Genomic DNA, 22,427 nt, shown 5'->3' with positions numbered 1-22,427 from the left:
CCGCCCCGTCCCTCCTTCTTTTTCTGTGCGGTTCCCCATGCAACTCCTGAACCTCTTCCGTCCCAACGTCCTGGCGTTGATCTTGATGTCGATCGGAATCGTCTTGACCGGTTGCAAAATCGAGAAGGTCGATTCGGACGCGTCGGCGTCCGCGGATGCGGCGGCGGAAGCAACCGGTGGATCCGTACCGGAACAGGTGAAACGTTCCCAGGAAGACAACCTGAAAGTCGCCTATGTCACCAACGGGATCGCTTCGTTTTGGGTGATCGCCGAAGCCGGTTGCAAGGCGGCGGAAAAAGATTTGGGGGTGGAGTGCCTGGTTCGGATGCCCGACGGCGCTGCCGATCAAAAGCGGATGTTGGAAGAACTGATCACCGACGACGTCGCGGGCGTCGCCGTCAGCCCGATCGATCCCGCCAATCAGACCGGCATCCTGAACACGGTGGCCGAAAACACCAACCTGATCACGCAAGATTCCGACGCGCCGGATTCGAATCGTCTGGCGTACATCGGGATGAACAACTACCAGGCCGGGCGGATGTGTGGCCAGTTGGTCAAAGAAGCGATGCCCGACGGCGGCGACGTCATCATCTTCGTCGGGCGACTGGGACAGTTGAATGCCGACCAAAGACGCCAGGGCGTGATCGACGAATTGCTGAACCGCGACAACGATCCGGAGCGTGCCTTCGATCCCGCTGACAAGGTGCTCAAAGGTGACAAGTACACGATTCTGGATACGCGGACCGATAACTTTGATTTCGCGTTGGCCAAGAGTCGCGCCGAGGATGCGATCGCAAAGTATCCCGACGTGGGCTGCATGGTCGGCCTGTTCGCTTACAACCCGCCGAACATTTTGGAAGCGATCCGGGGTGCCGACAAAGTCGGTGAGATCAAAGTGGTGGCTTTCGACGAGGATGACCGGACGTTGCAAGCGATCAAAGACGGCGAATGCTATGGAACGATCGTGCAGAACCCCTTTCAGTACGGCTACAAGTCAGTCGAATTGCTGACGAAACTGGCACGTGGCGACAAGTCAGCGTTGCCCGAGGGTGGGTTTCTGGACATTCCCGCCCGGGCGATTCGTCAGGACAACGTCCAAGCGTACTGGGACGAGCTGAAGGCGTTGACCGGCCAGGCGGAACAGGAATCGGTAGCTCCGTGATCGCGACCTCCGGATCGAACACGGTGCCCCTGCTGGAAGTCCGGTCGCTGTGCAAGCGGTTCCCGGGGGTGCGTGCGCTGCATCAAGTCGATCTGCGGTTGGGTGCGGGGGAGGTCTTGGCACTGGTCGGAGAGAACGGCGCCGGCAAGAGTACGCTGATGAAGATCCTGGCCGGCGTCCAACCGCCCGACGAGGGCGAGATCTTGATCGACGGCCGTCGGGAGGAGATTGACGGCGTGTCGCGGGCAATGGAGCTGGGGATTTCACTGATTCACCAGGAACTCAATCTGTCCGACAACCTGTCCGTCGCCGCAAACATCTTCCTGGGACGCGAGCCGACTCGCTGGGGATTGATCGATCATGCGACGATTCGTCGCGAATCCATGCGGCATTTATCGGCCGTCGGGCTGGACGTCTCGCCGGACACGCTGGTTCGAGATTTGACCATCGGGCGCCAACAGATGGTGGAGATTGCCAAAGCCCTCTCGGCCGATGCCCGCGTGCTGATCATGGATGAGCCGACCAGCAGCCTGTCCCACAAAGAATCCGAAGCGCTCTTTCGCGTCGTTCGCGATTTGCGTCGGCGCGGCGTCAGCGTGATTTATATCTCGCATCGATTGGGAGAGGTCGAAGCGTTGGCCGATCGGGTGATGGTGATGCGCGACGGGGAGAACGCCGGCGAATTGGTTGGCGAACAGATCGACCATGACGCGATGGTCAGCCGCATGGTGGGTCGAGACGTTTCGCGGTTCTACGAACGCAGCCAAAAGGCATCGCCAGAAGTATCGTCGCGACCGCCCGCGCTGGAGGTGCAAGGGTTGGTCGTCCCGGAGCACCCGCGGCACGCGATTTCCCTAGCGGTCCGACCCGGCGAAATTGTCGGTCTGGCCGGACTGGTGGGCGCCGGCCGGACAGAGTTGCTGCGTTGCGTGTTTGGTGTCACGCAACCTCTCGGCGGCAGCGTCCGCGTCCAAGGCAAGACGATCGATCTGCGATCACCCGCCGGACCGATTGCCAACGGGATGGGGTTGGTGCCCGAAGACCGCAAGGAACAGGGGCTGGTGATCGACTTTCCCGTTCAAACCAACGTGTCGTTGGCCGGATTGGCCAGCCAGGCTCGCAACCGGCTGTGGATCAATTTTGACGCCGAAGCCCAGGACACGCGGCGCAGCATTGAAAGGTTGCGGATCAAAACCCCCACGCCTCAACAAATCGTTCGCTACCTCTCCGGTGGCAACCAGCAAAAAGTGGTCTTGGGCAAATGGTTGTCGATGAACCCCGGCGTCCTGTTGCTGGACGAGCCGACCCGCGGGATCGACATCGGGGCCAAGGAAGAGATTTATTCGTTGATGGAGACGCTGGCCGCCGAAGGCATGGCGATCTTATTCGTCTCCAGCGAAATGGAAGAAGTGATCGCACTGAGTGACCGCGTCCTGGTGATGCACGAAGGGCAGATCAGCGGTGAATTGGCGGGGGCATCCATCACCGAGGAGCAAATCATGAACTTGGCGACGGGATCGACATGAATAAGGTTTTGGGCATCTTCGGGCTGTTGTTGTTCGTGTGTTTGTTCACAACGGTGATGAGCGACAGCTTTGTCAGTGAATACAACCTGTACAACATCACGCGTTGGAGTGCGTTGTTTGGGATCCTGTCGATCGGCGTCGCGTTCGTGATCATCACCGGTGGGATCGATCTGTCGATCGGATCGGTGGTGGGGCTGGTGGCATGCTTGTTGCCGATGCTGGTTACCGAATACGACGTGGCGCCTTGGGCTGCGCTGTTGATCGTGATGGTGATTGCCGGTGCGTTGGGGTTACTGCACGGGATTCTGATCACGCGTCTGGATTTGCAGCCGTTTGTGGTGACGCTTTGCGGTCTGCTGTTCTACCGTGGGTTTGCCCGCTGGATGACCGATGACGGGACGCTGGGATTCGGACAAGAGTACGACGACGGATTGCGACTGCTGGCGATCGGAAAACCGTGCAGCTGGGCCACCATGCTGTTGATCGGTGGCCTGGGACTGGTGATCTGGGGGATCTGGAAGGCGATCCGGCCATCGTCCACGCACGTCGATCCGGCATCGACTGAGGCGCGTGCGGCGAGGTTGCGTTCCTGGTCGCTGCCGGTCATCGGAGCATTTCTGGCGCTGGTCGGTGCCTCGCGTTTTTTTCTGGGATGGGAACTTGGCGAGGGAACGGTCTTACTGCAGGCCGGCGGGTACCAGATTCGATCTTTGGGAATCCAGGTTCCGGCCGACGCCGTCGACGTGCCTTCACGAGTGATGCGGGTGGCGGGCACGATTCTTTTCATTCCGCTGGTGCTGTGGTTCTTGATCGCGGCAGGCCGCGGCAATCTCAAACGCGTCCGCTGGCCGGTCGCGGCGGTGTGCGTGTCCCTGGTGCTGCTGGCATTGTGCGTCTGGAATCTGGTTCCGCTGTATGACCGGGCCGCGGCGGATGACTTGTGGCAGGTGGGGGTGCTGCGGGTTTCGGGAAACGCACTGAAATCCGGTTTGATGGCGGTCGTTTTCCTGGTGGTGGGAGCATCCATCGGTGCAATCGGGTGGCTGCTCTCCGCCGCCGCCTCGGCCAGCCCCATTTGCAAGGCGCTGATTCCCGCGCTGATCGCTTCGGGCGTCTTGATGCTGTTGGGACAGACGAACTTTGCTGCCACGATGGTGCCGATGCCGGTCCTGTTTCTGATTTTGATCGCGATCGCCGCATCCATTTTCCTGAACCAAACGATTTACGGGCGATACCTGTTCGCGCTGGGACGCAACGAAGAAGCGGCCCGGTACAGCGGGATCGACACCAAGCGGATGATCGTGGTGGCGTATGTGCTGTGTGCCCTGGCGGCGGGGTTGGGCGGCATTCTGTTTTCGCTGGACGTGAATTCGGTGCAGCCGTCGGGCTTTGGTAATTTTTACGAGCTTTACGCGATTGCGGCGGCCGTCTTGGGCGGATGCAGCCTTCGCGGGGGCGAAGGCAATGTCTTGGGGGTCGTGATCGGGGCCGCGGTCATGCGGGTGCTGTACAACGCCATCAACATTCTGGGGATCAGCACCAAGCTGGAATTCGCAATCATCGGGCTGGTGATCCTGGCGGGCGCGATGGTCGATGTGGTGGTCAAGCGGGTGATCGCCAGCCGGGCGGCCAAAGCGGATGCTGCCCAGGTCGCGAACCGTTAGAACCCCACGCCCCCGGGTCATTCGTCGGGGATCGATTGGCGGAAACGTGCGGTGGTCGTAGTGAGAAACGCGATTGACCGTTATGCTTTACCCATGAACCAAACGAAAATGGAAACCCAGGCCCCTCCCGTGGCCAAATTTGACGACTTGGACCTCTCGCCGGTGATGCGTCGGGCCTTGAAGAAAGCGGGATTTGAGAAACCGTCCCCGATTCAGGCCGAGTTGATTCCTCCCGCATTGGAGGGTTTGGACGTGATCGGGCAGGCTCGCACCGGAACGGGAAAAACCGCCGCATTCGCGATCCCGATCCTGGAGCAGCTCGATTCGCTGGAAGACTGTCGCGATCCTCAGGCGATCGTCGTCGTTCCGACTCGCGAGCTGGCCGATCAGGTGGGCCGCGAGGTCGAACGTTTGGCCTATGGCGTGCCGACGGAAATCGCCGTCCTGGCCGGAGGCAAGAACATTCGATCTCAGCTGCGACAATTGGAGAACGGGGTGCAGATTGTGGTCGGGACACCGGGACGTCTGCACGATCACCTGCAGCGACGATCCCTCCGCACCAAGGACGTTTGGTGCGTGGTCCTGGATGAGGCCGACCGGATGTTGGATATCGGATTTCGGCCGCAAATCGAACGGATCCTGCGTCGCTGTCCGCGGGATCGACAGACACTGCTGTTGTCGGCCACGCTGCCACCAAGTGTGCAGTTGCTGGCCGAGTCGTACATGGTGGATCCGCTGGTCATCGACTGTTGTCAGAACGAGATGTCGGTCGAAACCATCGAGCAGCACTACTTTACGATTCCGCAGGATCGGAAACAGGACCTGCTGATTGCGCTCTTGGAACGGGAAAAACCGGAGCAGGCGATCGTGTTTTGCCGGACCCGCCGCGGCACCGATCGGTTGTACCGCGCACTCAGCAAGCACTATCCCTCTTGCGCGGCAATGCATGGTGACATGGCACAGCGTGAACGTGATCGCGTGTTGCAGTCGTTGCGGGATCGCAAATTGAAGATCCTGGTCGCGACCGATGTGGTCGGGCGCGGGATCGACATCAGCACCATTTCACACATCATCAACTATGACGTGCCCGAGGATAGTGATGATTACGTCCACCGCGTCGGCCGAACGGGGCGGATGGGACGCGACGGGGTCGCTTTCACGTTCATTGTTCCGGGACAGGGTGACTTTCTGACCAGTATCGAACAGCGGATCAACAAGCTGCTGATCCGCGACAAGATCGAAGGATTTGAAGCACCGGTGAAGACGGAGGCACCGCTAAACGCCCCAGCCGAGCCGACTCAGAAACTGCTCAATCCGATGCGTCGCAAAGTTCGCCGTCGCCGCTAGTGGTTCAACTGCCCTGCATTTGTTGGGCAATTCTGCAGAGGTCTATCCAGCGATCAATGTCAGGTGTTCTCTGCTTCACCCTCCCGCGAGCGGGAGGATGCAGTGGCGAAACACGTCGTCGCTGGTCACAAATCCAAACTGGAAGAACCGCTAGACGGACGGCTGGAGTTCATCGGCCGGATCCTGCAGGAACGCCGACGCCACCAGCAAACGATCGGCGCCTGCGTCGAGTAGTCGGCGGCCGTCCTTGGTGGACCGGATGCCGCCGCCGGTGATCAGTTGTAGATCAGGGAGTTGATTGCGCAGGGATCGAGTGACGTCCAGGGCGCGGCGAATCGAACCGCCGCCGACGGCGCCCACGTCCAAAGCCACCACCGAGCGGACACGACCTGCCGCGCACGCATTGATCCATTGCGCCAGCGTCGTGGATTGTGACATCCAGCTCCCGTCATGAAAATCAAAACTGACTGCGAAACGGATGCTTGGGAACCGTGTTTGCAATTGCGCCAGCACGTTCGGTGATGTGGCAGATTCACCGGCGACCAGCACCGTCAACGGTGGGTGATATCGCGCGAAGCTTGCCAGCCATTCTAATTCCACGTCCGATTCGTCGCCGCGGATGCCGACATCCAGGAACAGTTCCGTTCGATGGCCGGCGGACGCCGCCAATCCCCAGAGCGTCTCTTTCTGCCATCGCCGGTGAACGATTGCGTCCAGGTCTGCCACGTAGCATGCCGTCAGTCCGGCGGCGCGGTAGCAGTCGATCAGACGTGTCGGAGAACCGTCCAGCGGGATTGAAACGGCGGAACTGGCGAATGCTGTACTGGCTGCCTCTGTTGGCTGTTGCAGAGGATTGCCTGCCGGTTGGAAAAGATTGACAGGGTGTGAGCCATCAACTGATGTTCCGATTGCAGGAACAGGAGGTTGAGCAAGAAGTGTCCCCAGTTGACCGCGAGCGAAAAATTGGTCCACGGGAGCGTAGTCGCGACGCAGTCCGCCGCGGGCGTGCACCGCATGTCCAGCTTTCAAGTCGATCACGCCAATCAAGGACTGGCGGGAAAGCACGCTGGCGTTCACTCGGGAAGCGAAAACAGCGATTCGACTTTCACGATCGCGTAGTCGTCCGGGAAGGTGTGGATGGCTTGCACCAGCATCGAGTTCTGTCGGGTCTCGACGTTGACGTAGCTGAGAGCACCTAGCGCCATGCGGCCGCTGGCGTCGAACGTTTGCAACAATCCTTCGGTGGGCTGTTTGCAAAGTTGCTGTTGGACCATGAAGAACAGATCTGGTTCGACGGGTTCCAACTGAAAGTGGGTGCGGTAGCTGACACCGGAACGGCAGTTCGCCTTTTCGGTGCGGCTGCCCTTGAGCGACTGACTGATCAGACAGCGTTTGCTGGGCAGCGGTTGGTGAGCGCTGGTGGCGACTTCGCAGACGGTGACCGGCGACGGTCCCGTGGAATTCCAGGTGATCACGTGACCGCAATTGGTGATTTCCACCAGGGCGTGGTAGCCACTTCGTTCGATGCGACGCGCCCGATGCACCCGATACAGCTCCGGGTGAAGCGAACGGCTGAACACGTGAAATGCAAGTTCGGCGACTTTGGGACGGACCGACAGCACGGGAAAATTCCAGGATCGACGGAAACAGGTCCGCGGGCGGTCGAAACAGCGAACGCCGGCCACAGACATCGGAATAACAATGATAACGCGCGACGGGACGTCACGGTGCCGATCGATCCGTCTGTTTTCCAAGCAGGAGCGACGCGTCAGGCTCTCGGCAAACCGCCTGATGTCGGTCATTATAGGCGGTGGTGCGAACTCGACTAAAGAGCGTTTGTGGACCCATCCGCAAAGAATCGCTTTTTCGCGTTTTGCCGATTGTTTCCCATTGACAGAAACCCCATTGCAAACCCACGGCGACCGATGGTCATCGTCATCGATAACTACGATTCATTCACCTACAATCTGGTCCAGCGATTGGGCGAAATCGATCCGGCGATCGACGTTCGCGTCTTTCGAAATGACGAAGTGTCGATTGCGGACATCGAGCGTTGGTCACCCGATCGCCTGCTCGTATCACCCGGTCCCTGCACTCCCAACGAAGCCGGTGTGAGTGTCGAGTGTATTCGACACTTTGCCGGGCGGGTGCCAATCCTGGGGGTGTGTTTGGGGCACCAGTCGATCGGCCAAGCGTTCGGTGCGTCGATCATTCGCGCACCGCAATTGATGCACGGCAAGACCGACGCGATCGTGCACGACAACGAAGGTCTGTTCGCCGGGTTGGACAATCCGTTCACGGCGACGCGCTATCACAGTCTGGTGATCGATCCCGAAACAGTCCCCGAGTGCTTGCACGTCGGCGCATGGACGGACACCGGGGGGCAGCGGCAGATCATGGGTGTCCGGCACAAGGAATTTCAACTCGAAGGTTGGCAGTTTCATCCGGAGAGCTTCTTGACGGAGCCCGGGATTGAAATGCTGACGAGATTCTTGAAGTGGTAGCACGCGAGCGCACGCGTCGTCGGTTTGCATGGCTCGCCTGCGGGTTGGCACAACTCGTCTTGGCGTCACCGCTGCAGTTGTTCGCGCAGACGAATGGCGAGCCGGCCGAGAGCGCGCGACAGGATTCGGCCCCGGCAATCGTATCGCCAATAGGCACGCCACCATTGCAAGCGACACGGGTGGAGGCCGTCCAACCAATCCCGTCAACGGAGCTGCCCGATCCGCCGCCGGACCTGCAGCAGATCATTGAACGGGGGAACGTGCGTTGGTTGACGGGCGGTCCGCCGCGCGAGACTCCAGACTCGTTTCCCGCATCGCTCTCATTGGCCGGAGAGACGCGGTTCAAATTCCGTTATCGGTACGACAGTCATGCGCGCTGGAGCTACGAACGCCCGTCCGCCGGGCAGCCGCCAACGGTCCTGCTTCGCATCCGATTTCGATCCGTCAAGCTGCACGTTTCACACGAAGTGTGGCTGAAGCATGTTCCTGCGGCGGAGAAGTTTTGGGAGGATCCGCTGGTGCGACATGAGTGCGACCACGTCAGGATCTCGTCCATGCCGGCGATTGAGCAACAGTTTCTTGATTCCGTGAAGGCGATGAAAACGGTGCACGTTCCGCTTGCCGATGTCGCCGGGACAGATGGACGGGTCAGCGATCGAGAAGTACAGCGATGGATCGATCGCCGGATGGATGAAGCGTTGGAGCGGACGACGGACTACGTGCGGATCCGCTACCGCGAGCTGGATCGTTTGACTCAGCACGGTCGCTTGCCGATACCCGAGGATCGCGGATTGATAGAGATCTCGCCAGGGGCGCCGCTGAATCGGTGACGAACCGGCGGGTTGCCAAAGAATTGATCTGCCGGAGAGGCGATTCAGGACAGATCGGGCGGCAACGATTGCCCCGGGATCACGTCGATGTCTTGCTCGTCGTCTGCCGCTGCACGCTGCTGTCGTCGGAACTCCTCCAGCCGTTCCTGGAACTCGGCGTCATCCTGTTCCTGATTGTCTGAATCGGCGGCTTCCGGCGACTCGGTTGATTCCATTTCGTTCGAAGACTCGCCCTCCAAAGCCTCCAGGTCTCCGGGTTCGAACATCCGCGGTTGCGATCCGTCGGTCCGCGGCGAAAGATCGGCGACGCGAGCACCGCCGGGATCGAAGATGCTGCCGACGCGTCCGGAATCACGGTTGGTTCGTTCCCAAGCACCGCCATAGGCGGGATAGGCCAAATCCTCGCCGTCACAGCACAAACGACATCCGGGTCCGCTGGCCAGCAGCACCAGCGCGGCCGCCGTGACCGTCCATCGGCAAAGAATGCGCGGTGAACGACTGGGGCGAACGGATGCTTGGACGGTGGCGTTGCTATCAGATTTGTTCACCGATTCGACTCCCTCTGCCCGCGGCACCCTGCCAATTCGGAAGGATGTTGGGGCGCATGACCAAAAGGTCCCGGTGATCCGGGCTGTTATTTGGTATCGGTCGTGCCGAACGGAGGCTTTAGAGAAGATGTGCCAATTGTGCCGGCTGAGTCCGCTGCGGACAGGATTGAGCGTCTGGCAGCACCCGGTCGGATGCGATGAAATGAGACGGCAGAACGTTTTTGAATTTCGTCGCAACCCGCCTCGGACGGTCGCGACTTCCCCAGTTCCCTCGCTCCTGCGAGCGTCATGGCCGCAAAGCGACGCCGGTCAATCAGTTGCGGATTTCGTGGACCACTTCGGCCAGGTTCTTGCCGACGATCTTGATCGCCTTGTGGATGCGGGGAGCGGTGCCCAGATCTTCGCCGATTCCCGGTAGGGCCATCGTGCAGAACAGCACCAACACGAAACCTCCGTAGGCGATCGTCTTGTTGGTGGAGCTGTCGTGTGTCGCGATGCGGCGGCCGCGGGTAAACGGCAGGCGGAACGCCCAGCGCTCTTTGGGTTCGTATTCAAAATGCGTGGTGACTTCCAATCGATGTTCGCCGTCGACCGGTTCCAGGAACTGTTCGGCGATCACTTCCATGCGACGATCATCAAAGGACAGTTCGTACTGCTTGCCTTCTCTCAGCTTCTTGGCGACGCGGCGCGGCATTCCCAGCGTGAAACCGGTTCCCGATGTTTCACGGACGTCCACATTCAGGGGTCGCCCGCCGGCGCGGAGGATCGCCCTGGACGGTCCCAGCACGCGACAGCGGAACCGATTGTCCTTGTGTTCGTTGGGCGTCGGGACAGTGTTGTAAGAGTACTCGGCCATCGTTCGTTCAGCGTTGAATTGACTCAGATGCAGTTCAGGCAGGCTTCGCTTGGAATCCTTCCGTTGTTAGCTTTCTGCGCATTTCTTGAGTGTGATGTCAGGAAACCAGCAACAGCGGATAAAAGGTCGGCAAGATCTGCGGGTCGGAACGGTTGCACGCATTGAGACGCTTGCAGGGGTCACGGCGGTGGCACTGGGCGTAGCAGAGAAAGCGAATGCAGGGGTCGCGACGGGTCGACAGAAAAGGCACCGGGCACCATCCCCCCGGACCCGGCATGACGAACCGACGGGGATCGACTCCGCCAAAACTGTGTCTGAATCGAATGCACTTGAGAGCCGCCTGGATCGCGATCATCTTCGGGGCGGCCGTGTCATCTCCGGAGATTTGCCGCGGACAATCCTGGCAATCACCGGCACCTCGCCAGACCTGGGACCGGATGGATCCGACCGGCGATGAACTGAATCAAGAAACGACTCAACGCAGTTGGCGCTTGCCGGCCGCAGCCTGGCGGCTGGAACCGTTTGCCGCCCGCGCAGCACAGCGTCAATCGCGGCCCGTGACGGCCGAACAACTGCGAGCCCAGCTGCGTTTGGCCACCACACCACAACACGTCTCCGTCGCCAAAAATTTCCAGCCAGCCATCGGCCACCAGAATGTCGCATCCCCGCATCACGTCGGCGAAACGAGTCGGCCGACGGATGATGTTCTGGAAGCCGACCTGCTAGGCGGTTCGAGCCTGGGCGGTGAAGACGACTTGCTGGGAGGTGAAGTGTCGGATCCGTTGACGGATCCGCTGATGAATCTGGGACCCTCGTCGGAGGCGTCCGATCACGGAGTCGAACTGGCGGACGATCCCCACGCGAATCTGTGGACGGAGAATTGCTATCCGTCAGCCGAATCCTGCCGAGCCTGTCACCCGGTTCAATATGAACAATGGCGGGCCAGCGGGCACGCCTACGCCTCGGTATCGCCGATGTTTCAGCGGTTCGACCAGGCGATGACGGAGTACACCGAGGGGACCGTGGGCAGCTTTTGTGTTCGCTGTCATTCTCCGGTTCAGACTCAACTGAAGATTCCACGCAGCACCAGTATCCTGGATGCACCGCCGGTGGTCCGCGAAGGCGTGACCTGCATCGCCTGTCACCGCATCAACGAGCACTACTGGCGTAGCAATGGGGATCGACGCATCGTTCCCGGCGATCTTCACGCGCCGGTGTACGGCGGCAGCGGCGGAGCCGGCGTGGCCCGGGCGGTCGCGAACGCCGACTCATTGAAGCTGAAGCTGAATTCCGATGACACGTCGCCCGGCCAGGCGATCCATCGCGAGGGTCGCTTCTTTCTTCCGCTGACCAACAGCGACGTCTGCGTGTCTTGTCACCAAGTCGCGGTGCATCCGGGAATCTGGTTGGAAGTTGTCCACGCGCAGTACCGCAGCGGACCGGCAGCCGAACGCGGGATTACCTGCCAGCAATGTCACATGGGGGCCGTGCCCGGCAAACCGCTCGGATACGAACTCAATCACGTCGCATCGCTGAACGACAAACCGTGGGGCGAAAAACGCAAACAATCCAATCACCAGTTTTGGGGACCGGGTTTTTCGATCGCCCACCCCGGTTTGTTCCCGCATCATCCCAAAGCCGATCGCTACACGCCCCGCGAATGGTTGAAGTTCGACTACAGGGCCGGCTGGGGAACCGAAGCATTTGAGCGGACGGTCGATGCGACGATGGTCTTCCCGGCGCCCTGGGATACGCCCGACGACCGACGGGATGCGAGAAAGATTATTGATGCCAACCTGGCGAAGCTTCAGCAGAAGCGGTCCGCAGCGACCCAGACCATGGAAGCGGCGCTGAAGATCGAAGGGCCATTGATGCGTCACGCGCCGCAAGTTGGGCAACCGTTCCGATTCAGTTACCGGATTCATAACGTCAGTGAAGGTCACAACCTGCCCACCGGATCATTGGGGGCGCAGCCCCAGTTGTGGTTGAATGTGGCTCTGATCGATCCGGATGGTCGGCGGGTCTGGGAAAGTGGCTACTTGGATCGCCACGGAGATCTGGCCGACATGAATTCGGTGGATGTCGCCACGGGTTGTGTCCCGCGCGATGCCGACCTTTTCAATTTGCAAACCAAGTTCCTGATCAACAACGTTCGTGGCACCGATCGCGAGGCAGCCCTGCCGCTTAATTTCTCTCTGGACCAGTTGGTGTTTTTGCGTCCCGGTGCGATCCCGGTTTCGGTGTTGAACCATCCGCCGCTGATTCGCATGGAAGCACATTCGATTCCGCCGTGTGATTCTCGGACCGCACACTACACCGTCCCGGCCTCGGTGATCCGCAAGCGAGGGACGTACCGGTTGAGTGTGCGAATGCGGAGCAGGACCGAGCCGATCTACTTCATGCGTCAGATCGAAAGCACGCCGGACATGATCCAACGGATGTTGGGCAACACGCTGGACCTGCATCCGCAAAGCCATTCGATCCGGGTGCGGTGATGGGACGATCGCAATCATGGCGAACGATCGTTGTTGTGGCGCTGATGACGGCGGACGTGTGCGCGCAGGGGCCGCGTCGTTTGCCGCCGGTGGTTCGTGCCGATGCCGACCGGCGTGGTTTGTCCGAACGTCCGGTCACGCCGTTCGAGCAACCGGTCTTTGCCGAGTTGCCGACGGCACGCCTGCCCCTTCCGCCCGAGTTTATCGCCCAACCAGTCGCGGCCGATCCGAGTGATTTCCGTTCCGTCGAGCCGGTTGTAGAACACCCACCGACAGGAAGCGATGCGGGCGGATTCCCGTGTGATGGGGTGCCCGACGTCTGCTTCTCAGATTTCTCCGTGACACCCCTATTAGATCGGTGCCACATCGGTGGCTGTGCGGAATCTTGGGTGTATGACGCGAAATCCGCGGTGCCCACGCAGTCTCCCTGGGTGCAATGGGGACGTGTGTGGTACGGCGACGGGATCACGCCCAGAGGAATCGATTGGTTCGGACCCTACGATCTGGTTCGTCCAAAGATGTACGTCTATGGGGATTTTCGCAGCGGGATCCAAGCAGGGCGGAATGCGCTGGGGCGGGCAGACAACTGGGCCAACCGCTTGAACCTGGATATGGATTTGCAGGTCACCGATACCGAGCGGTTTCACGCCTTTGTCGGACCGCTGGATAAACAGAATCGCTTCACGCGCTACGAACTTGTTGACGGCGACTTGCGGTACCGCAACGAGATGAACCTGACTCCTGCCACCGCGTTTATTGAGGGAGACCTGGGAGTCATTTTAGGTGCCGCAGCGAACCAGTCGTCCCCGTTCGAATTGCCGGTCACGCTGGGCTTGGTGCCGCTGTTGTTCCAGAACGGGATCTGGATGGAAGACGCGGTCAGCGGAATTGCATTCGCGCTGCCCGCCAAACACAGCCGAACGCTGAATTGGTCCAATGTGGACCTCAGCTTCTTTGCCGTGTTCGATCAACTCAACAGTCCCGCCTTTGCCGGCAAGCATGATGCCCAGGCGTTCGGAACGGCCTGGTTCATCGACGCCTACGGCGGCTACATCGAATCCGGATATGCCTATCTGAACGATCGGCGTGACCGATCATTGAGTTATCACAACGTGACGGCCAGCTTCACGCGTCGCTATCTTGATCGAATCAGCAACAGTGTTCGTGTGATCGTGAATGCCGGACAGAACCGCGACCGCCAGGACCGCACCGCGGACGGCGGATTGTTGCTGGTCGAGAACAGCTGGATCACGACCCGGCCGCTGACCTTTGTCCCCTACGCGAACCTGTTTTACGGTTGGGGCCGGCCGCAGTCGGTTGCCAGGGCCGCGATATCCGGTGGAATTCTCCGCAACACGGGAATCAATTTTGACACCGACGGATTGAACGGATTTCCCACGTTGGACACGTCCGGTGCGGACACCGCCGGCGGAAGCGTCGGGGTGGATTTGATCGGCGCGGACCTGGACCGTCAGTTGCTGTTGGAATTCAGTTACCTTTCACCGCACGGCGGTCGCGCCATCGCCCAGGGGGATCAGTACGCGGTCGGGGCACGCTACCAATTCCCAATCAGTCACGCGACGCTGCTGCGATTCGACGTGATGCACGGTTGGCGGGATGGTCAACCAGACGTTTATGGAACGCGGATGGAGTACCGTTGGAAATTCTGAACCGGCCAACGATGCTTGCGGCGTTTGCGGAAACGCCCGTCCGCTGGCTTCAGACGTCGACTTCCGCGTCGGCTGCCCGTTCCATGATGAACCGGAAACGCGCCGACGCATCGCGTCCCATCAGGTCGCTGATCACTCGGTCAGTTTCCAACTGGTCGTCCACTTCCACCCGCAGCAACTGACGCGTGGCAGGGTTCAGCGTGGTTTCCCAAAGAACCTTGGGCATCATTTCACCCAGGCCTTTGAAGCGGGTGATTTCCGGTCTGGAACGTTCATTGGCATGTTCTTCCAGAATCTCCGACCGGTGCGCGTCATCTTTTGCCCAGTACGTTTCCTTGCCGATGTCGATTCGGTACAGGGGCGGGACGGCGATGAACAATCGACCGTCGGAGATCAGCTGGGGCATGTGCCGGTAGAAGAAGGTCAGCAGCAGCGTCGTGATGTGGTGCCCGTCGGAATCGGCGTCGGCCAACAGGATGATCCGGCCGTAACGCAACCCGGCGATGTCCATCTTGGGGCCGATCCCACATCCGAGTGATGCGACCACGTCCTGGATTTCCTTGTTGTCGACAATCTTCTTCAGCGTCGCACTTTCGGTATTCAGTACCTTGCCACGCAACGGCAGGATCGCTTGGAAGTTTCGGTCGCGCCCCTGTTTGGCGCTGCCGCCGGCCGAATCGCCTTCGACGATGAACAGTTCCGATTCCATTTTTCCGGCCGACACGCAATCACTGAGCTTGCCCGGCAACAACGTCCGTTTGGAACCTCCTTTGCGCGAGACGGCTTCGGATGCCGCCCGCGAGGCGGCGCGGGCCCGCGCCGCGGCGATGATCCGTGCGACAATGGCGTCGGCGACCGATCGGTTGCTGTTCATCCACTGTTCGATCTCGCTGCGGACGGCCGTTTCGACGGTGGCCTGGACCTCGGGGTTGTTCAACCGGTCCTTCGTTTGCCCTTGGAACTGTGGATCGCTGATGAAGATGGAGACGATGGCGACGATTCCTTCGCGGATGTCTTCGTGAGTGATTTTTACGCCGCGCGGTGTCAGGTTGTGCGTGTCGATGTAGTTTCGCACCGCCTTGTTCAAGCCGCTGCGAAAACCGTTCTCGTGCGTTCCGCCGCTGCCGGTCGGAATGCCGTTGACATAACTGCGAAGGTGCTCGTCGGTGGACTCGGTCCATTGCAGGGCGACTTCCAACCGCACATCGTCATCGACCGAATGGGTGAACGGTGTGTCATGGATCGGACGTGCTTTGCGTTCCTTCAGGACTTTGGCCAGGTAGTCGACGATACCCTGTTCATGCAGGAATGTTTCCTTCGTCTTGGCAACTTCGTCGATGTAAGTGACTTTGACGCCGCGGTGCAGAAAGCTAGCCGTCTCCAGGCGGGCGCGGATGATCGACGAATCGAATTCCGTTTTGGGGAAGATGGTCGGGTCGGGACTGAAGGTGATCGACGTGCCGCTCCCGCGGACGCGGCCCTTCAGCTTTTGCAACTTGGACGTCGGCAGGCCGCGCTGGAAGGACATCTTGAACTGGGAACCGTCGCGACGCACAACGGCTGTCAGTTCCTTGCTGAGCGCGTTGACGACGGAGGCGCCGACGCCGTGCAGGCCGCCGGCCGTCTTGTAGTTCTGGCCCTCGAACTTCCCGCCGGCGTGGAGAATCGTGAGCACCATTTCCAGAGCGGACTTCTTGGTCTTGGCGTGCTTGTCGACGGGGATGCCGCGGCCGTTGTCCGCCACGGTGATCGTGTGTCCGTCTTGGTGCAGGGTCACGGTGATCTCACTGGCGTGCCCGTTCATCGCTTCGTCGACCGAGTTGTCGACGATTTCCCAGATCAGGTGATGCAGTCCGGTGGATCCGACGCCGCCGATGTACATGCCGGGGCGCTTCCGAACCGGCTCCAAGCCTTCCAGGGCAACAATCGCGTCGGCGTTGTAGGTAGTCATTGGCAACGGCAGCAGGTGAGCAGAAAACAGGAGACGGGAAAGACAAAGGCGGCGAAGAGACGTGTCGCGGGGGACTTGGCCGCCAAGGGGGCAGAACCGACAGGCCGATCGCGTGGCGGTCAGCGATCAGGCGTCTTCGAACGGTTCCGGGGCGGAAGGCGGCGGTGCGACGATCTTGGCAATCCGGCCGTTCTTTTGAATCTCGACGCCCTTGCCGCCACGACTGGTCACGCGGTACTTGGCGGTGGAAATGGTCTTCTTCGCCCCACGGTTGGTTTCCACGGTCAGCAGATCGCGATCCCCGGTACTGGCCTTGAAGCCCAGCAACTCGTCGTCCTTTCCCAAACGGATGAGCGTGACTCCCTTGCCCGGCCCGGAAAGGTAATTGATCTCTTCAGCTTCGCACACGATCGCGCGGCAATTGCGGGACACCGCCAAAATGATCTCGGTCCCGCTGACCGGAATCACGTCGACGATCGACGCGCCAGTGGCGACGCGGGCGTAGCGACGGCCGGACCGTGTCGACGGTTCAGCGTAGGGGGCCAAGCCGAACCGCAGCGCGAAACCGTTGTTGGACGCGGCGAATCCGTGGACCTCCGGGCAGTAGTCGGGATGTTTCGGGTCTTCGTTGATTTCACCGACCACCCGTGGATCGAACGAGATGACGGCAATGATTTTCTCGCCGTCTTTCATCTTGAACAGCTTCTGGATCGGTTCGCCAAATCCGGTCGATGCCGGAATGTCGATCATCCGCGCGGTGTAGCACACGCCGAGCGACGAGAACAGCCCGAGGGTCGCGCGAGTGTTGCCCCCGACGCAGGCCAACACCGAGTCGCCCTGGCGGAGCCGACTTTTGGCCGGATCGGCGATCTGTTTCTGGCGTTTCACCCAGCCGTCGACCGTGACCAACACGTGGCAATCTTCGGCGACGATAAAATCCTCTTCGGAGTACTCGATCTCTACTTCCATCGGATCGATCGCGGTGCGACGTCGCCCGACCACGTCTTTGCCGTAACGCTCGATCAAGCCCTCGATCTCTTCCCGCACGATTTTCCAACGGCCCGAGGCGTTGGTGTCCTTGGTGTCTTCCTTCAGCAGTTTTCGGATTTCGCGGGCTCGCTTCTTTTTGTCCTTCAGCTCATCGAGCACGACATTGATTTCCAGTCGTGCCAGGCGGTACAGCTTCAACTCCAGGATCGCGTCGGTCTGCTCGGCATCCAATCCGCCCTTGGCGGCCGGGAATCGTTTCATGATCTTCTCGGCCGCGTCCGCTTTGCCTTCGGAAGCACGGATGATTTTGATGATCTCATCCAAGGCATCAAAGATCAGGGCGAAACCTTCCAGGATGTGAATCCGCTTCTCCAGGGAGGCCAGCTCGTTTTCCAGTCGGCGGGTCACCACGTCCAATCGGAAGTGCAGGAAGTGCCACAGCATTTCCTTCAGCGAAAGCCGTTCGGGCGTTCCCAGTTCCGGGTTCTCCGTCGGCACCAGACACGTCAGGTTGACGTTGAAGTTCTTTTGAAAGTCGGTGTGCTTGAACAGGTACGCCAGGACCTTGTTCTCATCGGCGTCCTTTTTCAGCAGCAGATCGACCCGGATCTCGTCGGTCGAAAGGTCGCGAACTTCGTTGACCAGCGGCAGCTTGCCTTCGAAGACCAATTCGCTGATCCGCTCGACAAGTTGCGCCTTGTTGACTCCGAACGGAATCGAGTTGATTTGCAGCACCTTGCCGGTGCGAGACTTTTCGCCTTCGACCGTGGTGCCGCGCAGTTTGACGGTCCCCTGGCCGGTCTGGTAGATCTCACGCAATTCTTCCTTGGTGTTGATGATTTGCCCGCCGGTGGGAAAGTCCGGGCCCTGGATCGCATCGTTGGCAACCAGCTGGTAATCCTTGATCTCCGGATCACGCAACAGCTTCAACAGCGCATTGCAAATCTCGCGAAGGTTATGCGGTGGGATGTTGGTGGCCATTCCCACGGCGATCCCGGTGGCACCGTTGAGCAGCAGATTGGGCAACCGGCTCGGCAGCACCACCGGTTCTTCGCGGCTGCCGTCGTAGTTGGGTTTGTACGCGACGGTCCGCGTTCCCAGGTCGGCCAGCACCTCGCTGGCGATCGCGGTCATCCGGCATTCGGTGTACCGCATCGCCGCGGCGTTGTCGCCGTCGACGCTGCCGAAATTGCCGCTGCCGTCGACCAGGGGCATCCGCATCGAAAACGGTTGGGCCATCCGGACCAACGCTTCGTAGATCGAGCTGTCGCCGTGGGGGTGATAGTTCCCCATCACGTCGCCGACGACTTTGGCGCACTTGCGGTGCTTGGCGGAGCTGGCCAGCCCCTGTTGGTGCATCGTGTACAGGATGCGGCGCTGCACCGGTTTGAGTCCGTCCCGAACGTCCGGCAGCGCGCGGCTGGTGATGACCGAAAGCGAATAATTCAGGTAGCGTTCTTGCGCGGCTTGCCGCAGCGGGACTCCGGTCAACAGGGTTTCTTCAATGGCGTCAAACAGCGACTTGCCGTTCTTATCCGAAGGCGTGCGAGAACGTCGTTTTGCCACGCGAAATCAGTCCTGGGTGGAGAAGGGAGAATGCGTCCAACATCCATCGGCCGATCAACCGGACGGCTTCAGCAATCGGGGACGGATCAAGTTAGGGCAGAAACGCCGATAATTCCAGCCAGGCAACGTCGGCAATTTCTGCCGACTGTCCGGAATTTTCCGCCCCCGCCGGACCGTGCGGCGATCGCTCTGGGAGGAATGTGGCGACCGTAGCGGTGATAGCGAAGTTGCGAGATGCTCCGAAACCGCCAGCTGGAAAATGCCGAGTGAGCTTTGCCGCTTGAATCGGTCGAAACCACTGATCGTACAGTTTCGCCGGCCCCCGCCCCCGCGTTGCACGGATTTCCGAGGGCGACCACTCGGCGACTGAACGATCAACACCGCGCGGAATCGATTTCGGCGGCGACAAGAACGGATTCAATGGCTGAACACCGGTTCGGAGGAACCACCGGATGAAACTTCGATTTGCAAAACACCTTTTCGGCGGCGCACTGGCATTGGCCGCCATGACTTCGTCTTCGGCGGTAGGTGCCGCCGAGCCCGGGGTGCCGTACATCGTTTCCAGCGAGGTGGTCAGCGACACCGTGGTTGGCAATTCCAACTACGTCGGAGACCTGGATTCTGGAACCGTGATCGGCGACTATCAGGAGAGCGGTTGCCAGGACGGAAGTTGCCAGGACGGTAGCTGTCAGGGAGGCGCTTGTGCGGGCGGAAACTGTGCTGGCGGAATTTGCGGAGCGGGCGGTCTAAGACATGGTCGTCTAGGACACGGGCACGCCGCCCTGTTCGGGAACGGGCTGGATGGCGCCGTCGCCGGCATTCACGGCATCGGCGGAGCGAACGCCGGTTGCCAGCCGCGCAAGTACGACCACTCCGACCTGTTCTACAACTACTACACCCAGGGCAACTGCAACCGCGCGAACGCCCAAATGTATATTTCCCCGCTTCCCGTTCCGCACTTTGTCGGGCACACGTACTTCACTTACCAGCCGTTCTATCCGGAAGAGTACCTGTACTGGCACAAAAACCGCTTTCACAACAGCTACGACAACGGCCGCGGGATGAACCGCACCCGGGCAGTCTACTACGCTCCGCCGGTGAAGACGTTCGTCAGCAACCTGTACTGGAACAAGCTGCGGATCCCCCGCTAGCTCGCCGCCCTCCGGACCGCATCGGTTCAAGCCATTTCCAACCCGTTGAGCACAGAAACATGCGAAAACTTCTTCTCCTTGTCGCCTGCGTCGCGACCATCGGTGTTGCATCCGAACACAAAGCGTCGGCCGGCGATCCGCTGGCGATGACTCAGGTTTGGGCGCACAACTTTGCCATGGACCGCCCGTGGCACGGAGCCTACTACCACCAGTCCTACGGGCAGCCGACTGCGGTGGTCGTCCCCCCCACCGCGCACATGCGTCAGACGTACTCCTGGGGCGTGAGCCAAAACCTGATGTACCCGATTCATCATCAGTTTGGCCGCAACGCCAGCCGTCCGGGAGCCGCCGCTCGGGGATCGTTCCTGCCGACCCCGCACTGGCCCAGCCATACCGACCAGTTTGGCTACTACTACGTCCGCGGACCGTGGTGAGATTCGGCTCCATCGGTTGACGGTCGGTCGCGATACCGACCGAGGAAAGTCTTAGGCGGCGCCGTGTTTGACGACGGCGTCGCTTCCAGTGACGCGTTGCCAGTTGACAGTCCGCCCACGGTGGTCCGCCGTTGTCACCTCCGTTCTCGTCGGCGCGACCATTCGACGGGCGCCACGAAGATGCTCCCACGCGGCAAACTGATACGCGGACCCAACTGTGATACAATTTGGGGCGTGTCGGCGGGCAACGCAGCGCCGACCGTGACTCCGCTTCCAGGCGTCTCTTCCTTGTCCAACGCCGATCATGTCGCATTCTGATTCCCAACCTGACGACGCGGATGTCGCACGCGATCCCCAGGCGGCTTCCGACTCCGATGCGGTCACGGAGGATCTTTCGCGGAAATCGGCGATCGAGAACGAGGAGACGGAGCTGTTGTCGCAATCGGGCAATCCCGATCTGGGACCGCTGGAAGGCGGACGGTGGCGTCCGGTGCGCCCCGATGAACTGCTGAAGAAGCCGCGGGCCGGCGTGGATGAAGAGACGATCGACAGCCCGGCGGATTCCAAGCAAGCGGTTCAGCTGGAGAGGCGTCAAGAGCTTGAGCACAAGCTGCGAGAGAACCCGACCGATCTGGACGGGTTCCTGGAACTGGCGTCCATCTATCGCGAAGAGGAACGGCCGCTGGAAGCCAAACGGCTGTTGACTCAGGCGGCTCAGATTTTCCCGGAGGAAGAACGTGTCCGGTATCAACTGGAAGAAGCGATTCTGGCCAGATCGCTGCAACAGTTTCGCGAAGTCAGCGAACTTGCGCACCGTTTGAAGACCGCCGAGGCGCAGCGTGAGTTGGAACGCAGTCGCAGCGACTGGGCATGTCGGCGGATCGATGTCTGTCGGGCCCGCCTGGAACGTGACCCGACCCAGACGACCCTTCGCATGGCGCTGGCCGAAGCCAAGTTCGATGCCGAGCTGTTTGAAGATTCCTTCGCCGAAGCCGGGCGGTTGTTGGAGCTGGACGAGTTCGCACCGGCGGCGCATTTTCTGCGGGCGCGGTGTCTGATCGCCATCGGAAAGGATCTGGCGGCGATGAAGGAGTTGCGGGCCGTCGCACTCCGCAAAGCCGTGATTGCCCCCACGCGGTTGAAACGGCCGGCGCTGAAAATGCTGAACGAGCTGTCAGAAAAACTGGGGTTGGATGCCACGGGGCAGCAATACCGGGAACACCTGGAACGAATGGAATCGTCCGGATCGGATCACGCCTGACACCCGCACCGACACCATTCTCTCTCACCACCGGAGACCGCCGTGAGCCAAGCCGTCGTCGATCCCGAGCAACTTCGCCAATTCGCCGCGCACCTGAACCGATTTGTCGAGCAGTTGAAAGAACAGTCCACGGCGTTAGGGACGCAGATGAATCAGCTGGAGCAGACCTGGCGTGATGAACAACAGCGAAAGTTTGCCGCTGAATTCGGCGATCAATTGCGTCAAGTCTCGCGGCTGGTCAAAACGACGGAACAGCACATCCCGTATTTGCTCCGCAAGGCCGAGCAGATCGACGCGTATCTGGGCCGCTGACTTCAAGCTGGGCCGCTGACTTCAAGCTGGGCCGCTGACTTCAAGCTGGGCCGCTGACTTCAAGCTGGGCCGCTGACTTCAAGCTGGGCCGCTGACTAAAAGCGCGAAGCTGACATCAAGCTGCGAAGCCGGGTCGAAGTCGCGGATGCGGGAGGTCCCA

Annotated in this window: 18 protein-coding genes; 12 read left to right on the top strand and 6 right to left on the bottom strand. The window is 60.4% G+C overall.

Translation table 11 applies throughout. The features are described from left to right. Window positions 1-37: 37 nt before the first annotated feature. The 4 genes from FYK55_RS29670 (at window position 38) to FYK55_RS10845 (ending at window position 5,699) form a co-directional block, all read left to right on the top strand. Complete coding sequence (locus FYK55_RS29670; protein WP_235908597.1) at window positions 38-1,162, top strand: sugar-binding protein; 1,125 nt, start codon at window positions 38-40, stop codon at window positions 1,160-1,162. Further along, window positions 1,159-2,688, top strand: coding sequence for a sugar ABC transporter ATP-binding protein (locus FYK55_RS10860; protein ID WP_150076436.1), 1,530 nt, complete (start codon window positions 1,159-1,161; stop codon window positions 2,686-2,688). Before FYK55_RS29670 ends, FYK55_RS10860 begins: the two co-directional genes overlap by 4 nt. Beyond that, a complete protein-coding gene (locus FYK55_RS29455; protein ID WP_201743679.1) occupies window positions 2,685-4,352 on the top strand; it encodes an ABC transporter permease subunit in 1,668 nt (555 codons plus the stop codon). The genes FYK55_RS10860 and FYK55_RS29455 overlap by 4 nt, the downstream gene beginning before the upstream one ends. A gap of 93 nt (window positions 4,353-4,445) precedes the next feature. Then, window positions 4,446-5,699, top strand: coding sequence for a DEAD/DEAH box helicase (locus FYK55_RS10845; RefSeq protein WP_235908596.1), 1,254 nt, complete (start codon window positions 4,446-4,448; stop codon window positions 5,697-5,699). 150 nt (window positions 5,700-5,849) lie between these two features. Here the strand turns inward: FYK55_RS10845 and FYK55_RS10840 are convergent, their stop codons facing one another. Beyond that, a complete protein-coding gene (locus FYK55_RS10840) occupies window positions 5,850-6,764 on the bottom strand; it encodes a HisA/HisF-related TIM barrel protein (protein ID WP_161604427.1) in 915 nt (304 codons plus the stop codon). Window positions 6,765-6,772: 8 nt separating this feature from the next. Then, entirely contained in the window at window positions 6,773-7,321 is a 549-nt protein-coding gene (locus FYK55_RS10835; protein ID WP_235908595.1) for a DUF2617 family protein, read from the bottom strand. A gap of 303 nt (window positions 7,322-7,624) precedes the next feature. Here FYK55_RS10835 and FYK55_RS10830 point away from each other — a divergent pair, with 303 nt between their 5' ends. Then, window positions 7,625-8,203, top strand: coding sequence for an anthranilate synthase component II (locus FYK55_RS10830; protein ID WP_150076433.1), 579 nt, complete (start codon window positions 7,625-7,627; stop codon window positions 8,201-8,203). A 164-nt stretch (window positions 8,204-8,367) separates the two neighbouring features. Next, a complete protein-coding gene (locus FYK55_RS10825) occupies window positions 8,368-9,033 on the top strand; it encodes a hypothetical protein (RefSeq protein WP_150076432.1) in 666 nt (221 codons plus the stop codon). A gap of 44 nt (window positions 9,034-9,077) precedes the next feature. On the opposite strand, the gene FYK55_RS10820 is transcribed toward FYK55_RS10825, so the two are convergent. Together FYK55_RS10820 and FYK55_RS10815 are read right to left on the bottom strand one after the other, a co-directional pair. After that, entirely contained in the window at window positions 9,078-9,581 is a 504-nt protein-coding gene (locus FYK55_RS10820) for a hypothetical protein (protein ID WP_150076431.1), read from the bottom strand. A 313-nt stretch (window positions 9,582-9,894) separates the two neighbouring features. Beyond that, window positions 9,895-10,437 carry a hypothetical protein gene (locus tag FYK55_RS10815; protein ID WP_150076430.1) on the bottom strand — a complete coding sequence of 181 codons (543 nt, stop codon included), beginning with the start codon at window positions 10,435-10,437 and terminating at the stop codon, window positions 9,895-9,897. A 275-nt stretch (window positions 10,438-10,712) separates the two neighbouring features. Here FYK55_RS10815 and FYK55_RS10810 point away from each other — a divergent pair, with 275 nt between their 5' ends. Further along, window positions 10,713-12,932: a cytochrome c family protein gene (locus FYK55_RS10810; RefSeq protein ID WP_235908594.1), complete on the top strand. Its 2,220-nt coding sequence runs from the start codon at window positions 10,713-10,715 to the stop codon at window positions 12,930-12,932. Beyond that, window positions 12,932-14,602 (top strand): hypothetical protein, encoded by a 1,671-nt coding sequence (locus FYK55_RS10805; protein ID WP_201743678.1) that lies wholly within the window; start codon window positions 12,932-12,934, stop codon window positions 14,600-14,602. Before FYK55_RS10810 ends, FYK55_RS10805 begins: the two co-directional genes overlap by 1 nt. Window positions 14,603-14,651: 49 nt before the next feature. Here FYK55_RS10805 and FYK55_RS10800 read toward each other — a convergent pair whose 3' ends face one another. After that, window positions 14,652-16,553: a DNA gyrase/topoisomerase IV subunit B gene (locus FYK55_RS10800; RefSeq protein WP_150076429.1), complete on the bottom strand. Its 1,902-nt coding sequence runs from the start codon at window positions 16,551-16,553 to the stop codon at window positions 14,652-14,654. A 126-nt stretch (window positions 16,554-16,679) separates the two neighbouring features. After that, on the bottom strand, window positions 16,680-19,109 hold the full coding sequence (locus FYK55_RS10795) for a DNA gyrase/topoisomerase IV subunit A (protein ID WP_150076428.1): 2,430 nt from the start codon (window positions 19,107-19,109) through the stop codon (window positions 16,680-16,682). Between the two features lie 452 nt (window positions 19,110-19,561). On the opposite strand from FYK55_RS10795, the gene FYK55_RS29665 reads away from it, so the two are divergent. From FYK55_RS29665 to FYK55_RS10775, 4 genes are all read left to right on the top strand, one after another. Next, entirely contained in the window at window positions 19,562-20,260 is a 699-nt protein-coding gene (locus FYK55_RS29665) for a hypothetical protein (protein WP_235908593.1), read from the top strand. Window positions 20,261-20,319: 59 nt separating this feature from the next. Continuing rightward, window positions 20,320-20,694, top strand: a complete 375-nt coding sequence (locus tag FYK55_RS10785) for a hypothetical protein (RefSeq protein ID WP_150076427.1) — start codon at window positions 20,320-20,322, stop codon at window positions 20,692-20,694. A gap of 304 nt (window positions 20,695-20,998) precedes the next feature. After that, window positions 20,999-21,955 carry a tetratricopeptide repeat protein gene (locus FYK55_RS10780; RefSeq protein WP_150076426.1) on the top strand — a complete coding sequence of 319 codons (957 nt, stop codon included), beginning with the start codon at window positions 20,999-21,001 and terminating at the stop codon, window positions 21,953-21,955. Between the two features lie 42 nt (window positions 21,956-21,997). Further along, a complete protein-coding gene (locus tag FYK55_RS10775) occupies window positions 21,998-22,267 on the top strand; it encodes a WXG100 family type VII secretion target (protein WP_150076425.1) in 270 nt (89 codons plus the stop codon). The last annotated feature ends 160 nt before the right edge of the window (window positions 22,268-22,427 follow it).

It is taken from the genome of Roseiconus nitratireducens, from assembly GCF_008629675.1.
Lineage (GTDB): Bacteria > Planctomycetota > Planctomycetia > Pirellulales > Pirellulaceae > Stieleria > Stieleria nitratireducens.
The sequence above is the reverse complement of the archived record's forward strand: the minus strand, read 5'-3'. Positions and strand labels throughout refer to the sequence as shown.